This window comes from Tenacibaculum salmonis, from assembly GCF_041053065.1.
Taxonomy (GTDB): Bacteria; Bacteroidota; Bacteroidia; order Flavobacteriales; family Flavobacteriaceae; genus Polaribacter; species Polaribacter pacificus_A.
Genome location: NZ_JBFCVV010000001.1, coordinates 442,569 through 457,500 on the forward strand (window position 1 = coordinate 442,569; position 14,932 = coordinate 457,500).

A 14,932-nucleotide genomic window follows, 5' to 3' on the forward strand; every position below is an offset into this window, starting at 1 on the left:
CTAAAAAGAGGTGTTTTTTATATTTTCTTTATAAAAATTATTCCTTTTTATTGAATTTGTTTAATATTTTATCCATTTGTTTACCTGCCGCTTCACGACCACCTAAACCAAACGAAAGTACAACTGTTAATGCAACAGCACCTAAAGTGATACCAAAAGCTAAGTTGATAATATCATCAGCAATACCCATTCTACGTAAACCTATTGCTAAAAATACAGTTAATATAGCTACTTTTATAATTCCTCCAACAAATTTATTGTCATCACTTTTCATAAAGTTTTTAGATGCAATAGAAGCAATCCAATTTCCAATAGCTAAAATAACAAGTCCGAATAAGATGTTTCCAGCAAGGTTAACAACTGTATTCATTATTTCAGAAAGTTTTGTGAATTCTAATTTATCAATAGCAGTCATTAAACCGAATAATACAATAAAAGCATAAACAATATTTGCAATTAATTTTTCAACATTTGTTTTACCTGTAAAAGAATCTAAATTAGCACTCTTTAAAATTTCGTTAAGGTTTAAACTATCTAATAAATCGTTTATTAAGTTACTTAAAAATCTACCACCAACAACAAAAATAATTAATATTAAAGTAGCAACTAATATTTTAGGAATAGCAGCGAAAAAACTTTCTAACATACTAGTTGCAGGTTCAGAAATTGAACTAATATTTAAGATGTTTAGGGCAGCTATTAAAAGAGGGATAAAAATAAAGATAAAAACTACTTTTTTAAGAATAGTAACTAAATTAATGTTTTCAGGAAGGTTTAATTTTGGTGTAAACTTTTGAATAGTTCCTCCAGATAAACCAATTAATTCTGAAACGATAGTCGCTAACATATAACCGATGTAAGCAACAAGACCTGCACCTACAATATTTGGAATAAATTTAGTAAAACCATTTAATAAACCTTTAATAGGCTCTAAAACGCTTGTCATTCCTAATTTATCTAGTGCTAGCATAAAAACAAAAATCATTATTAAATAATAAACTAATTTTGATATTAAATCACCAAAACTAATTTTACTATTACTTAATTTACTGTTTAATCCACTGTTGTCACTTATTTTATTGATAAGTGTTCTGATTAATTTAGCAACTAACCATCCTAGTATGATAATTAATAATGCACTAATAGGTTTGCCAAAGCTGCCAGTAAGTTGGTTGTATGTATTTAAAATCTCATTCATGTTTATTTGTTTTTTTAGTTATATAATTAAGACACTTATTTAATTGTTTAGTCACTCATTAATTATATAAAAAAAATAATAATATTTATATGTTTCTTATATAGGTAATTAATAAAATTAAATTAATTATTCTTGATGAAAAACTTAACAATTTAAAACTTGTTAAGTTTATTAATTCTTTATAAGAATTAAGAGTCAGCTTTAAAAAGAACCTTAATATTTAGTAAATTGCAACACTTTTTAGGGATGATTTCTTTCCCACGCTGAATTTTCGATTTTTTTCGAAAGGATAAAGGTGAACAGGAATAGTTTTTTATTAATTAAAAATTATTTTGAAATGGCTTTAGACCAATTAACTTCGCAACAAGCGATTGAATTAGAAGACAAACACGGAGCACACAATTATCACCCGTTACCAGTGGTATTAAGTAAAGGTGAAGGTGTACATGTATGGGATGTTGAAGGAAAAAAGTATTATGACTTTTTATCTGCTTATTCGGCAGTAAACCAAGGACATTGTCATCCGAAAATTGTTGATGCAATGGTAAACCAAGCAAAAACATTAACTTTAACTTCTCGTGCTTTTCATAACGATATGTTAGGTAAATATGAGAAATTTGCTACTGAACTTTTTGGTTTCGATAAAATATTACCAATGAATACAGGTGCTGAAGCGGTAGAAACTGCTTTAAAATTATGTAGAAAATGGGCATACGAAGTAAAAGGACTTAGTGAAAATCAAGCAAAAATTGTTGTTTGTGAAAATAATTTCCACGGACGTACTACAACTATTATTTCTTTTTCTAATGATGCTGTAGCTCGTGATAACTTTGGTCCATTTACAAACGGATTTATTAAAATAGAATACAACAACTTAAAAGCTTTAGAAGAAGTTTTAGAAAGTGATAGTAATATTGCAGGTTTCTTAGTAGAGCCAATTCAAGGTGAAGCAGGTGTTTACGTGCCAACTGAAGGATATTTAGCAGCAGCAAAAGCATTATGTGCTAAACATAATGTATTATTTATTGCTGATGAGGTTCAAACAGGTATTGCTCGTACAGGTCGTTTATTAGCTACTTGTGGTAACTGTTCTTGTGCTGATAAAAATTGTTCAGGTTCTCCTGAAACTAAACCTGATATTTTAATTTTAGGTAAGGCTATTTCTGGTGGAGCATATCCTGTTTCTGCTGTATTAGCTAATAACAGTATTATGAATGTTATTAAGCCTGGAAATCATGGTTCTACTTTTGGTGGTAATCCTGTAGCTGCAGCTGTAGCAATGGCTGCTTTAGAAGTTGTACAAGATGAAAAATTAGCTGAAAATGCTGAACGTTTAGGTAAAATATTTAGAGCTGAATTAGCTGAGTTTGCTAAAACTACTGATTTAGTTTTATCTGTAAGAGGTAAAGGTTTATTAAATGCTGTTTTAATTAACGATACTGAAGATAGTTCTACTGCTTGGGATATTTGTATGAGCTTACGTGATAACGGATTATTAGCTAAACCAACACATGGAAATATTATCCGTTTTGCACCACCTTTAGTGATGACTGAAGAGCAATTAATGGATTGTATCGCTATTATTAAGAAAACTATTTCTGAGTTTAAAAAATAAGCTTCTGAAATTTTTAATATATAAAAGGAACGGTTTTTAATCGTTCCTTTTTTTGTGCGTAATTTTTTTGTTTTTTTCTTCGGATGAAATAATTATTCAATATTGAAATAATAAAAAATAATGTAAAAATGCCTAGCCCCGATTGAAGCATCTGTTTGAGCTCTTTTTTTGATTTTTCTTCAAAAAAAAGCGAGTGCGGAAAGCGGGAAATTGCTTCAAAAAAAATATAACAGCTTTATAGCCTGTTTAAACTTTAATTAAAGTGTGTTTTTTTAATATTCAAACGTCATGCTGAATTTATTTCAGCATCGCATAAAGTTAATAACTAAGATAAACTAAGATAAACTAAGGTAAATCAGGATGCGAAACTGAAATAAATTCAGTTTGACGGATTCGGTTTTTTAGCTATAAAACGTTTTTAAATGAAATTTAAACAGGTTCTTAAATATTACTTTTCCATTTCATAAATATTTAAATGCTTTTTTAAAATTCCAGATGGTGTGTTTTTTGTTTCATCAAAAATTCGAGTATCACCAAATAAAATAAAACTGTCTTTTGCTCTGGAAACCGCTACATTTAAAATGTTAGGTTTGTTATCTTTTTCAAAAAATAAAGTTCCTTCATCTTCGTTAGAATACACCGAACTGAATAAAATAATATTACGCTCAGCACCTTGTAAAGCGTGAACTGTACCTAATTTAATATTATTAACTTTAAAACCTGCCTCGGTTAAAGCTTGTGATAATTCTCCTTTTTGACTTGCGAAAGGCGTAATAATTCCTAAAATACTTTCAATGTTTTCAACATTATAAGCTTCTTGAATTTTTTCTTTATTTTGTTGTAACCAAGTAATAATTGCTTTTACCTCGCTAATGTTACAGCGACTGTTAAATTTACGTTCGCTAACTCCTGCCACGTGATACGCCATCATTGACGGGAAAATTTGATTTTCTTTAGCTTTTCCTTTCATTGGTTTTAAAATACCGTTGTAGGCTAATTCATTACAGAAATTAATAATTTCATCATTACATCTTCGGTGTTCTAATAAAACTAATCCTTGTACTTTTTCTTCGGATAAAGGAGTTTCAAATTCACAAGCATTTTGTGCCATTTTCATAATACTTCCGTTAGAAGCTAAAAATCCGATGTTTTTTAAATATGCTTCATCTTCTTCATTTTGAAGCATATTAAGGGTAGTTAAATTTCCGATATCAATTTTATTAGGAATAGACCAAATAGGCTCAATCTGTTTTAAATCGCCAATGACAAAGGCTTTTTTAGCTAAAGAAAACATTGGAATACTGACTTCTGGAGTTACTTGTCCAGCTTCATCAACAATTAAAAGGTCTAAAAAACTGTATAAAGGTAAATAGTCGAAATCAGGTTTTCCATTTTCATTTTCACCCAAAAATTGACTGTATAAAAAATGACTAGGAGCCATATAAAAAGTAGCTACAAAACAAGGTGTTAGCATTGCTCTACGTTTCCATTTATTTTTAATCGAATTTTCGCCAGTACCTTTTTCGGTGTCATTATTCAGCGCATATTTTGTAGCAATTAACCAACGAGCTTCCCAATAATGAACAGCGAATAAAAAAGATTTATGACGTAGTTCCATATCTATTTCATCATAAAAAAATCGTGGAGTATGATTATTTGAATTTATTTTCTCATATTCATTTTTCCACATTTGAGCTTCTGATATATATGGAAATCCTTTAATTTTATTTTCTGTTTTCCAGTTTTTTAACTGCAAATTTGATTGTAAAGCCATGTTTAAATTAGCAATACATTCTTTTATAAACGAAATAGCGTTATCATAATTTTCAATATTTTTTTCTGATATTTTAAAAATAACTTCTGAATTATTTTCAGAAATATTAGTATCAATTTTAAAATATTGAGTTATTTTTTGATGAAAATCATTTTGATTTATCGTAGATTTTAAAAGAGTTATTATAGTACGCCATTCTTTTAATTTTGCTATTTTAAAAATATCTTTTTTTATATAATCATTTTTATTTAAAAGAATATTATTAATATAATTGATGCTATTAATATAATCGCTTGAAAAATTGGTGCCTTCAATTAAAGTATTTTCAATGGTAATTATTTCGTCTTGTAGATAATCGCAAACATCTTCTAATGAATTTGTTTCGGCATTAAAATAATGACAATAATTAGTTAAAAAATAATATTCAGCTTCATTTAAGTATTTTTCATTTTCTAAATCACATAAAGTTCCCTCATTACCAAACATATTTCCCTTTAAAAAATTAATATCTTTTAAAGATTTTTCATTTTTAGAATTTGAAGGTAAATAAGTTGCGTATCCGTTAAAATTTGGAATCCAACGAGCAGATAATTCTTCTAACGAACTTTTAGAGTTGATAAAACTATCAATAATATTAGTAACCGCTTGATTATTGTTAGAACATGCCAAAATTACGGGCGCATCTTTTCCTTCAATTGCCGATTTTACAAATTCAGTAGCGACCAAACTTTGTAAAAGTGTTGTTTTACCTGTTCCAGGAGGACCATTTACGGCAGTAATGGCATTTTCTTCGGAAGTTAAATAGGATAATAATGTTTTGCGTTGACTTATAGATAACGGAAATTTATTAGACATTTGCCCCAAATGCAATTGATTGTAATTTAAAAAATCAGCATCTGTTACAGGTGTTTTTTTATCCTTGATAAATGGATTTATTATTTTTGATAAAATAGGAAGTTCTTCTGTATCTTTTAGTAAATTTTCATATAAAAAAAGAATGCTTTTTGCCGTAGAAATTTTTGAACTAAGAGCAAAATAAGTCAATTGATATTGTGTCGTATATTTTTCAACTTGATAGTTTTGTAAACTATTTGTGGTAATTTGTGAAAATACATCATTTATATATGCCCAATATTCAGCCCAAGATACTGTTTCATCTTCATAATAAGTTTGAGGTGCTTCCATATCTTTAGCATCTAAAACGATATCAATTTCAGAAAAAATAAAATCATTTTTAATGTCAGCAATTGGTGTTAAATAATTACGTACAATTAAAGGGAATAATTCTTTAGGTGCTTTTAATTCTCCCGAACGATTAACCATTGCAATTATCCAAAATGGATAAATATCTCGTGGTTTGTGTTTTAAATCATCATTGGTTTGATATGTTAAATGAAAAGGAGATAAAACTATTTTTGTTTCTTCTACTTTATACCATTTTGGGTCGTCTTTTTTACTTACACCTTTTATTCGATTAATTCGACGTTCTTCAATATCCAACAATTCATTGGCTTGTTTTGAATTGATAATAGCATTACTTAAATCAGTTGTTTCTTGTTGAAATAAGTTTTTGATTTTATCAATATCAATTGCTAAGTTTTCGCTATCAGATAAACTGTTTTTGTAATATTGTAACCAATTTTGTTCGTTGTTCATGCTTGTGAAGAAGTACGTAGTTTATAAAAATTGTAATAAAATAGCCAACGAAATTACATTAATTTTTTATCATCAAAAAATGTAATGTACAGTGTGTTTTTATTAAAAAGGTATTTATTTTTCAATATAATTATTAACAGCTTTATTTAATTTATGAATCATTCGTTTACGTAAAAAATTAGGCTTTTGAATTTCAATAGCATCACCAAAGCCTAAAATTAAGCGCTCTAATTCATAATTTATTTGAACTAAAATATTAAATATAACGCCTCCATCTTCTGTATATTTAATTATTCGTTGGCTGTTATGAAAAGGTTTGGTAATAACATAGGGAGCATTTATAGCATCAACCCAAAATTGAATACGTTGTGCACGGGTATTTGAAACCGTTACACCAATTACATCTTTGTAATAGGTATCGCCATTAATTTTTAAATCTTTATAGCTGTCATTTTCTGCAATGGTAATATTTAAAATTCTATCGAGAGCTAAGGTTATATTTTTTGTTTTATAAAGCGATAAAACAAACCAACGATTATTATATTCTTTTAATAATTGTGGATGTAAAGTCATTTTGCTTTCTGTTAAAGCTTTAAATGATTTATACGTAATGTGTAATACTTTTTTATTTTGAATGGCATTATAAATAGGGTCAATATATTCTAATCCTTTTAATTTTTCATTTTTTTCTAAATGAATAATAGCTTTATTTGTTTTTTGAGAAGCATACACAGAGTCTTCCAAACGTTGTAAAACACCGTCCATTTCTTTAAACAATGAAAAATCTTTAAATTGACGTAATACTTGAATTGCTTCATTCATGATTTTTACATCGGTATTCGTAATCGGAATATTTTTAATACTATAATCGGTAGTTGCATACCTATAATATTTACGTTCATATACTTCAATAGGGGCATTGTATCCTAATTTATCGCTTCGCATTAATTGAATATCTGCTTGAATAGTTCGTTTACTTACGTATACATCTTTATCTTCATATTCGTATAAGGCATCGGAACAAGCGGTAATTAAATCGATAAGTGTCCAGCGTTTCATATTGTTTCGCAAACATTGGTCAATTGTTTTATAGCGAATAAGTGCATTTTTATTAACAGCCATTTTTTAATTTTTTTTATTAAAAATAGTAAATAATATTTACTGCGCAAAAAGAACGCGTACCTGTGTAGAATATTTGCAGTGTTGTTAAATAATTTATAAAAAATTACACGAAAAAAGAAACACTAAAAATAAAACTGATGGAAAAAAATATAAAAAATACCCTAGAAAAAACAAGTGAGAAAATTACAGGAAAAAAATTGATTGAAATGGGCTTTAGTTCAGGGAAATGGTTTCCTGAAGCTATGGAATATATCAATATTAATAATTTATCAGAAGAAGAAGTAGTAGCTTATTTAGAACAGTTTAAAGCACCTCCAACAATTCCATTATTAGAAAATCCTGTTGCTGTTAAAATAAATATAAAAGCAGAAAACGAATTGGAAGAAATTAACGTAGCAAAAGTAGTCAGCACTATGGAAGCCTTAGTAAAAACGCCTACTATTGTAAATGCTGTTATTATGCCAGATGCTTGTCCTACTGGCGGACCAGGAACAATTCCTGTAGGTGGTGTTGCGGTGGCTAAAAATGCAATTCACCCAGGAATGCATAGTGCAGATGTTTGTTGTTCGGTAATGCTTACAGATTTTGGAAAGGTAGATCCGAAGGATGTTTTAGACGCAGCACATTCAATTACTCATTTTGGAGCAGGAGGAAGAGATAGAGATTCTCAATTTCGTTTTCCGATGGATTTATTAGCCGAGATTGAAGGTAATTCATTTTTAAATACTCAAAAAGCTATTTCAGTTGCTCGAAGTCATTTAGGAACGCAAGGAGATGGAAATCATTTTTTGTTTGTCGGGAAATCGAAAAAAACAGGAAATACAATGTTAGTTACGCATCACGGAAGTAGAGGTTTTGGAGCTAATTTATATCGTAATGGAATGCATGTTGCTGAAAAATTCAGAAAAAAAATATCACCAAAAACTTTAAAACAAAATGCGTGGATTCCTTTTGATACCAAAGAAGGCAAAGATTATTGGGAGGCATTGCAAATCATCAGAAAATGGACTAAGTTAAATCATGAAGTATTGCATGATGCAACCTTAGAAAAATTAAATATTAAAAAAGAAAACAGGTTTTGGAACGAACATAATTTTGTTTTTAAAAAGGGTGATTTATTTTATCATGCAAAAGGCGCAACTCCGTTAGATGCTTCTTTTATGCCCGATATTACAGGACCACGTTTAATTCCGTTAAATATGAGTGAGCCAGTTTTAATTGTATCAGGAAATACAACTGAAAATAATTTAGGATTTGCACCACACGGAGCAGGAAGAAATGTAAGTAGAACCGAACATAAAAAAAGCAAAATAGGTACAGTTCAAGAAATTTTTGATGAAGAAACAAAAGGTTTAGATGTTCGTTTTTTTTCTGATGAAATTGATATTACAGAATTGCCATCAGCATATAAAAACGCTACAACACTACGTAAGCAAATGAAAGAGTTTGGTTTAGGTGAAATAATTGATGAGGTATTGCCGTATGGTTGTATTATGGCGGGAAATTGGCAAAAAAATGCACCTTGGAAAAAAAGAAGACGCTAAATCATATCCCGTACAGAGGCAGGTAATTTATTAAATTTTTTTTAACGCTTAAAAATTAAATTTGGAGGTAATAGGTTAATTATCGCATCTTTGCAGTAGTTCATTATAAAAAAAGGTTCTTTTTATATTATGAGATATGTAATTCAATTTTGAGTTACATAATTTATAAAATATAAAAATATGAATTGGAAAATTCAGAAATTAAACGCTGGTGAAACCATTATTTCAAAAGAACCTGGTAATTCTATGTTACCGCTATTAAAATCGAAACAACCCGTAAAATTGCAACCCATCAATTGGGAAGCCTGCGAAGTTGGAGATATTGTTTATTGTAAAGTTCGTGGAAACTGCTTTACACATCTTGTAAAAGGTAAAAATGATAAAAGAGGTTTACAAATAGGGAATAATCGTGGAGGAATAAATGGATGGACTAAAAATGTATATGGAAAAGTAGTAGCAATACTAACAATGTCATAAAACATTAAAAAAACAGGGCAGTAAAATGCTCTTTTATATTTTATAAATAAAAAATAAAAATTAAACCTATGAACTTATTCAAATCACATAAATCGGGCGCTAAACTGCGACTTTTTAAGTTGATTTTAGGTATATAAACTTTTAAATAATAGTAAAAGCGTCCAAAATTAATTTTTTGGACGCTTTTTTTATGGAAAATTTTATCCTGAATTTCTTCTTTTAAAATAGTCTAGTAAAAACATAGATAACAAGGTATCAGTCTATTAAATAATCTGCAAAAAGTGGAGAGGGAAATTAATGCTTATTTTTTAATTAAACACCTGATTACTAAGTGGTTAATTTTACATTTTGTTTGTTTGGTTCAAAAAATCATTATAAGTTTGCACCGCAATTATGCAACAAAATAAATATTGAAAATAAAACTTTTAGGAGTCGTTAACTAATGATTTACCAACGAGAGGTTTCAATATTAAAAAAACGAAGTACAATGTTTAAATATTCAAAAAATAAAAACATACAAAGAGAACTAGGTTCTTTTTCTTGTTTACTTCGCGACTTTCTTCACTGTTATAAATAGCAAATACTATTATATATATGAAAAGTCCGAAGTTTAAAAATTTCGGACTTTTTTTATGGAGTTTATTTCCTAGAGATTTTTCGAAGTTTATATTTCTATTAAAAATAGAAAACTATTAAAGAAATCAACCAAAAGTTGAATTCTAAATAAAAACATCTCAAAATTAAATAATGGGAAATAAGTTAAAAGGAAAAGACCTTATAAAATTAGGCTTTCCAAAGAATAATAGTATCAACATTGCATTAGGTCAAATAAATAGATATCGTAAAAAAGAAAAGAAAGAACGTATTTTAGAAGAAGCTAAGGAGGTGCTTTTATCGCCTGAAAAATTTCAAGGAAATGCAATTTGGGGAAAAGTGGTAGAAGGATTAATAAAACCTGTTGATGTAAAATTTCATCAACTAAAAAATACCCGAGCGCCTTTTTCTATTTACGGTGAAAATGAAATTGATGAGCTTGCAAAATATCAATTATATGATGCTTTAAAATTACCAATAGCTGTACAAGGTGCTTTAATGCCCGATGCACATGCTGGTTATGGTTTGCCTATCGGTGGAGTTTTAGCTACAGAAAATGCTGTAATTCCGTATGGCGTTGGCGTAGATATTGGTTGTAGAATGTGTTTAACGGTATATCCTGTAAAGGCTTCGTACTTAAAAGGAAAAGTACATCAGTTAGAAAATATATTATCTGAACATACAAAATTCGGAATGTATGAAACTCATAATACAAAACATGATCACGAAATATTTGAACGTTCAGAATTTCAGGATATTCCGCTTTTAAAACGCTTAAAAAATAAAGCATACAAACAATTAGGAACTTCGGGAGGAGGAAATCATTTTGTAGAATTTGGAATTGTAACAATTACAGATGAAAAAAATGAGTTCGGTTTACCGCTTGGCGAATATGTTGGTTTATTAACGCATAGTGGAAGTCGTGGTTTAGGCGCAAATATCGCAAAACACTATACATATTTAGCCACAAAGCAATGTCCATTACCAAAAAATGTGCAACATTTAGCTTGGTTAGATTTAAATACACACGATGGGCAAGAGTATTGGTTGGCAATGAATTTAGCGGGTGATTATGCGAAAGCGTGTCATGATAATATTCATAAACGTATCGCAAAGTTGTTAGGAGTAAAGGCGATTGCTACAATTGAAAATCATCATAATTTTGCATGGAAAGAACAAATAAATGGACAGGAATTAATTGTGCATAGAAAAGGAGCTACTCCTGCAAATAAAGGACAATTAGGAATTATTCCTGGTTCGATGACTGCACCAGGTTATATCGTTAGAGGTTTAGGAAATAGTGAAAGTTTAAATTCTGCTTCTCATGGTGCAGGGCGTTTGTTTTCTCGTAGAAAGTGTAAAGAGAAATTTACAAAAAGCGAGGTGAAGCAACAGTTGAAAAATAATGGAGTGAGTCTTATTGGTGGCGGAGTTGATGAAGCACCGATGGCGTACAAAAATATTGAAAAAGTAATGAATAATCAACAAGAATTAGTTGAGGTGTTAGGAACATTTACACCGAAAATTGTAAGAATGGATAAATAATATGGACACAAAAATAATACAATTTACTGCTGCAAAAGGTCCTGCTGAATGTGCATGGGTAGTTGCAAAAGTATTAAAAATGTTTTTAAAAGAATTGATGCGTACTAAATGTACGTATCAAATTCTTCATAAAGAAAATGGCATCGAAAATGGTACTGTACAATCAGTAAGTATCGAAATTAAAGGAAAAGAACTTGCGGTATTTTTAAAAGATTGGTTAGGAACTATTCAATGGGTTGGAACATCTACAATTAGAAAATTTCAGAAACGTAAAAATTGGTTTATTGGTTGTTACGAATTAGAGAAGTATCAGCAAAAAAAAATTATTGATACTGAAATTAAATTTCAAGCAATTAGAAGTTCAGGTGCAGGTGGACAACACGTAAACAAAGTAAGTTCTGCTATAAGAGCAAAACATATACCAAGTGGTATTCAGGTTTTGGTGATGGATAGTCGTTCACAACATCAAAATAAAAAAATAGCAATTGAACGATTAAAAGAGAAAATTAAAGAGCATAGCACAATTGAATTAAAATCTGCTGTAAAAATCGCATGGAAAAATCATTTAGATTTAGAAAGAGGGAATCCTGTGCGTATCTTTGCAGGCGTTGATTTTAAAAATCAAAAAAAGGAAGCATCTTTTAAATCAAAAAGAAATCAATTAAAAACTGAATTACGAAAACAATTAGAATAATTAAATAAGTGTTCGTTTGAGTGATATTTTTTCAATTGAATTTTTTACTTGAATGAACATAAATAAGAAATAAAATGGGAACAGTACCAAATAACTACGTTTTTAAAGCATTAGATTCTTTTCATTACGATACGGAAGAAACCGTAGTGGCTTTAAATTATGCCTTGTCTTATGATGCTGAAAACACAATGGCATTAACGTTAATGGGACGTGTATATAGTGAAAAATTATATGATTATACAGAAGGTATTTTATATTTTAAACAAGTATTAGCGATTAAAATAAATGCTTTTGAAGTCTATGAGCATTTTATAAATGCTTTATTATGGAATGAAGATATGAAAGAAGCTGAAGATTTTATAGATTTTGCGTTAACTGTAAAAGGTGCTGATAAGGCGGTTTTATATAGCAAAAAATCAGTATTGTATGAAAAATTAAAAAAGTATAAAAAGGCATTGTACTTTATCAAAGAAGCTAAAGAGCATACTTTTAATACAGCTTTTATGGAAATAATTACCGAACAAAAAAAACGTATTAAAGATAAGATGCCTAAAAAAAAGAAAATAAAATCTGTTAAAAAAGAAACATCAAAAATAACAGAGAAAATTATAGAAGATAAAAATGAAGCACAATCGGAATAATTAAAAAATAGTTTTAAGTATTATGAAACTAAAATAATAAGTGCTTTTTTGAGTGCGTTTTAAAAATTACATCAAATTTAATGAATAAACCAACTATAAATATTGGAGTTTTGGCGCATGTGGATGCAGGTAAAACAACCTTAACAGAACATTTTTTATATAATTCAGGAGCAATTAGAACTCTTGGAAGTGTAGATAAAGGTTCAACAAGTACTGATAGCTTAGATATTGAAAAAGAACGTGGTATTTCTATAAAAGCAGCAGCAACGTCGTTTGATTGGAAAAACACCAAAATAAATTTAATAGATACACCAGGGCACGTTGATTTTTCAAGTGAAGTAGAACGTGCTTTATGTGTGGTTGATGCTGTTATATTAGTTGTTTCAGCTGTAGAAGGTGTGCAAGCTCATACATTGAATATTTGGGATTCATTAAAAGAACTACAAATACCAACTTTTATTTTTATCAATAAAATAGATAGACAAGGAGCTGATACAGAATCGGTAATCAAACAGTTGGAAACCGATTTAAAAGCGAAACCTGTAGTTTTATATGCTTCTGAAAATGATGGTCTTCCGAATGCTAATATTGTATCTGTTTTTAATCCTATTAATGAACCAGATTCTGAAATTGATGAGGTTAGAGAGAAAACAATAGAACATTTATTAGATTTTGAAGAGGAGTTGTTAGAATCCTTTTTGAATTCAGAAGTTATTACTGATGAAAGGTATTTGAAAAGTATCCGCAAATTAACTATTGATACTAAAATTACGCCTATTTATACAGGAATTGCAAAAAATAATATTGGTGTTACAGAATTATTAGATGGACTTATTGCTTTTTGCCCTACTTCTAAAATAAATAAAACAAAAGACCTTTCGGCATATGTTTTTAAATTAGAACATCATAAAGTTTTTGGTATGATGGCACATGTAAAAGTGTTTTCAGGAGAATTATCATCTAAAATTACGGTATATAATCATACACAGCAATTAGAAACTAAAATAAATCAGACTAAGCAATTATCAGAAACAAAGTATGTTGATAATATTATCTTATCTGCTGGTGATATTGGCGTTATTACAGGTGTTTTAGGAACAAAAGCAGGCGATGTTTTAGGAAGTCCTGATGGAATTCCTATACTTCCTCAATTACATATTCCTGTACTTACTGTCGAGGTTATCCCTGAAAATAATGCGGATTATAATGACTTAGCAAAAGCCTTAGAACAATTAGATAGAGAAGACCCTTCTTTGAATTTTAAATGGTTTCGTGCTGAAAAAGAATTACAGTTATTATTAATGGGACAAATGCAAATTGAAATATTATCTCATGTTTTAAAAGAACGTTTTGATATTGTTGCAACTTTTACCGAGCCACAGGTAGTCTATAAAGAAACGATTAGTAAAAAGGCTGAAGGGTATATTCGTTATTGGATGCCAAAACCTTGTTGGGCAATTATGACTTTTTTAATTGAACCTGCTCCGTTAAATTCGGGGATTAATTATAGTTCTATAGTTTCTCAAAACGATGTACATATTAAGTATCAAAATGAAATAGAACGTACCATTCCAAAAGCATTGGCACAAGGAATTTTAGGGTGGGAGGTTACTGATGTGAAAATAACTTTAATAAAAGGTGAGGATCATAATATCCATTCTCGCCCGGGTGATTTTAATTTAGCAACTCCTATGGGAATTATGCAAGGTTTAAAAAAAGGAGGTACACATTTACTAGAGCCAATTTTAAGTTTTGAAATAAAAGCGAATGAACCGCTATTAGGAAAAGTAGCATCTGAATTAAGTACTAGAAGAGCTACTTTTGATACGCCAAAATTTACAGGTGATGTTTTTAGTCTCAAAGGAAAAATTCCTGTAGCTACTTCCTTGGATTTTAGTATCAAGTTAAATACGATATCTAGCGGGAAATTACGTTTGCGTTTGCAGTTTTACGGTTATGATGTTTGTCCAAAAAATGAAGGTGTATCTAGGGATTACAAAGGTGTAAATCCATTGGATGAAGCACAATGGATTTTACACAGGCGTGGTGCTTATAAAGCTGATGAACGAGTG

10 protein-coding genes (1 of these 10 running past the window's edge) are annotated in these 14,932 nt (G+C 29.4%); 7 read left to right on the forward strand and 3 right to left on the reverse strand.

The features are described 5' to 3' along the window. Nucleotides 1–37 precede the first annotated feature (37 nt). Entirely contained in the window at nucleotides 38–1,198 is a 1,161-nt protein-coding gene (locus AB0T67_RS01790; protein ID WP_369218892.1) for a mechanosensitive ion channel, read from the reverse strand. 337 nt (nucleotides 1,199–1,535) lie between these two features. Here AB0T67_RS01790 and rocD point away from each other — a divergent pair, with 337 nt between their 5' ends. Further along, nucleotides 1,536–2,813 (forward strand): ornithine--oxo-acid transaminase, encoded by a 1,278-nt coding sequence (rocD, locus tag AB0T67_RS01795; RefSeq protein WP_369218893.1) that lies wholly within the window; start codon nucleotides 1,536–1,538, stop codon nucleotides 2,811–2,813. Nucleotides 2,814–3,261: 448 nt separating this feature from the next. On the opposite strand, the gene AB0T67_RS01800 is transcribed toward rocD, so the two are convergent. Together AB0T67_RS01800 and AB0T67_RS01805 are read right to left on the reverse strand one after the other, a co-directional pair. Further along, on the reverse strand, nucleotides 3,262–6,243 hold the full coding sequence (locus tag AB0T67_RS01800) for a DEAD/DEAH box helicase (RefSeq protein ID WP_369218894.1): 2,982 nt from the start codon (nucleotides 6,241–6,243) through the stop codon (nucleotides 3,262–3,264). 114 nt (nucleotides 6,244–6,357) lie between these two features. After that, complete coding sequence (locus AB0T67_RS01805; RefSeq protein WP_369218895.1) at nucleotides 6,358–7,365, reverse strand: helix-turn-helix transcriptional regulator; 1,008 nt, start codon at nucleotides 7,363–7,365, stop codon at nucleotides 6,358–6,360. A 137-nt stretch (nucleotides 7,366–7,502) separates the two neighbouring features. On the opposite strand from AB0T67_RS01805, the gene AB0T67_RS01810 reads away from it, so the two are divergent. The 6 genes from AB0T67_RS01810 to AB0T67_RS01835 form a co-directional block, all read left to right on the forward strand. Continuing rightward, nucleotides 7,503–8,909 (forward strand): RtcB family protein, encoded by a 1,407-nt coding sequence (locus AB0T67_RS01810; RefSeq protein ID WP_369218896.1) that lies wholly within the window; start codon nucleotides 7,503–7,505, stop codon nucleotides 8,907–8,909. Nucleotides 8,910–9,089: 180 nt separating this feature from the next. Further along, nucleotides 9,090–9,386, forward strand: coding sequence for a hypothetical protein (locus AB0T67_RS01815; RefSeq protein WP_271232059.1), 297 nt, complete (start codon nucleotides 9,090–9,092; stop codon nucleotides 9,384–9,386). 747 nt (nucleotides 9,387–10,133) lie between these two features. Continuing rightward, nucleotides 10,134–11,525, forward strand: a complete 1,392-nt coding sequence (locus AB0T67_RS01820; protein ID WP_369218897.1) for an RtcB family protein — start codon at nucleotides 10,134–10,136, stop codon at nucleotides 11,523–11,525. A gap of 1 nt (nucleotide 11,526) precedes the next feature. Then, nucleotides 11,527–12,219 (forward strand): peptide chain release factor H, encoded by a 693-nt coding sequence (prfH, locus tag AB0T67_RS01825; protein ID WP_369218898.1) that lies wholly within the window; start codon nucleotides 11,527–11,529, stop codon nucleotides 12,217–12,219. Between the two features lie 74 nt (nucleotides 12,220–12,293). Then, nucleotides 12,294–12,860: a tetratricopeptide repeat protein gene (locus tag AB0T67_RS01830; protein ID WP_369218899.1), complete on the forward strand. Its 567-nt coding sequence runs from the start codon at nucleotides 12,294–12,296 to the stop codon at nucleotides 12,858–12,860. A gap of 80 nt (nucleotides 12,861–12,940) precedes the next feature. Further along, on the forward strand, nucleotides 12,941–14,932 hold the 5' portion of the coding sequence (locus AB0T67_RS01835) for a GTP-binding protein (protein ID WP_369218900.1). The gene runs 6 nt beyond the window's last position; 1,992 of the gene's 1,998 nt are visible here — the first part of the coding sequence; the start codon lies at nucleotides 12,941–12,943; its stop codon lies off the right edge, out of view.

What these genes read in the sequence shown, in the direction of transcription:
- AB0T67_RS01805 (WP_369218895.1), bottom strand. Translation starts at nt 7,365, where the DNA reads ATGGCTGTTAATAAAAATGCACTTATTCGCTATAAAACAATTGACCAA.
- AB0T67_RS01820 (WP_369218897.1), top strand. Translation starts at nt 10,134, where the DNA reads ATGGGAAATAAGTTAAAAGGAAAAGACCTTATAAAATTAGGCTTTCCA.
- AB0T67_RS01800 (WP_369218894.1), bottom strand. Translation starts at nt 6,243, where the DNA reads ATGAACAACGAACAAAATTGGTTACAATATTACAAAAACAGTTTATCT.
- AB0T67_RS01830 (WP_369218899.1), top strand. Translation starts at nt 12,294, where the DNA reads ATGGGAACAGTACCAAATAACTACGTTTTTAAAGCATTAGATTCTTTT.
- AB0T67_RS01790 (WP_369218892.1), bottom strand. Translation starts at nt 1,198, where the DNA reads ATGAATGAGATTTTAAATACATACAACCAACTTACTGGCAGCTTTGGC.
- AB0T67_RS01810 (WP_369218896.1), top strand. Translation starts at nt 7,503, where the DNA reads ATGGAAAAAAATATAAAAAATACCCTAGAAAAAACAAGTGAGAAAATT.
- prfH (WP_369218898.1), top strand. Translation starts at nt 11,527, where the DNA reads ATGGACACAAAAATAATACAATTTACTGCTGCAAAAGGTCCTGCTGAA.
- rocD (WP_369218893.1), top strand. Translation starts at nt 1,536, where the DNA reads ATGGCTTTAGACCAATTAACTTCGCAACAAGCGATTGAATTAGAAGAC.
- AB0T67_RS01815 (WP_271232059.1), top strand. Translation starts at nt 9,090, where the DNA reads ATGAATTGGAAAATTCAGAAATTAAACGCTGGTGAAACCATTATTTCA.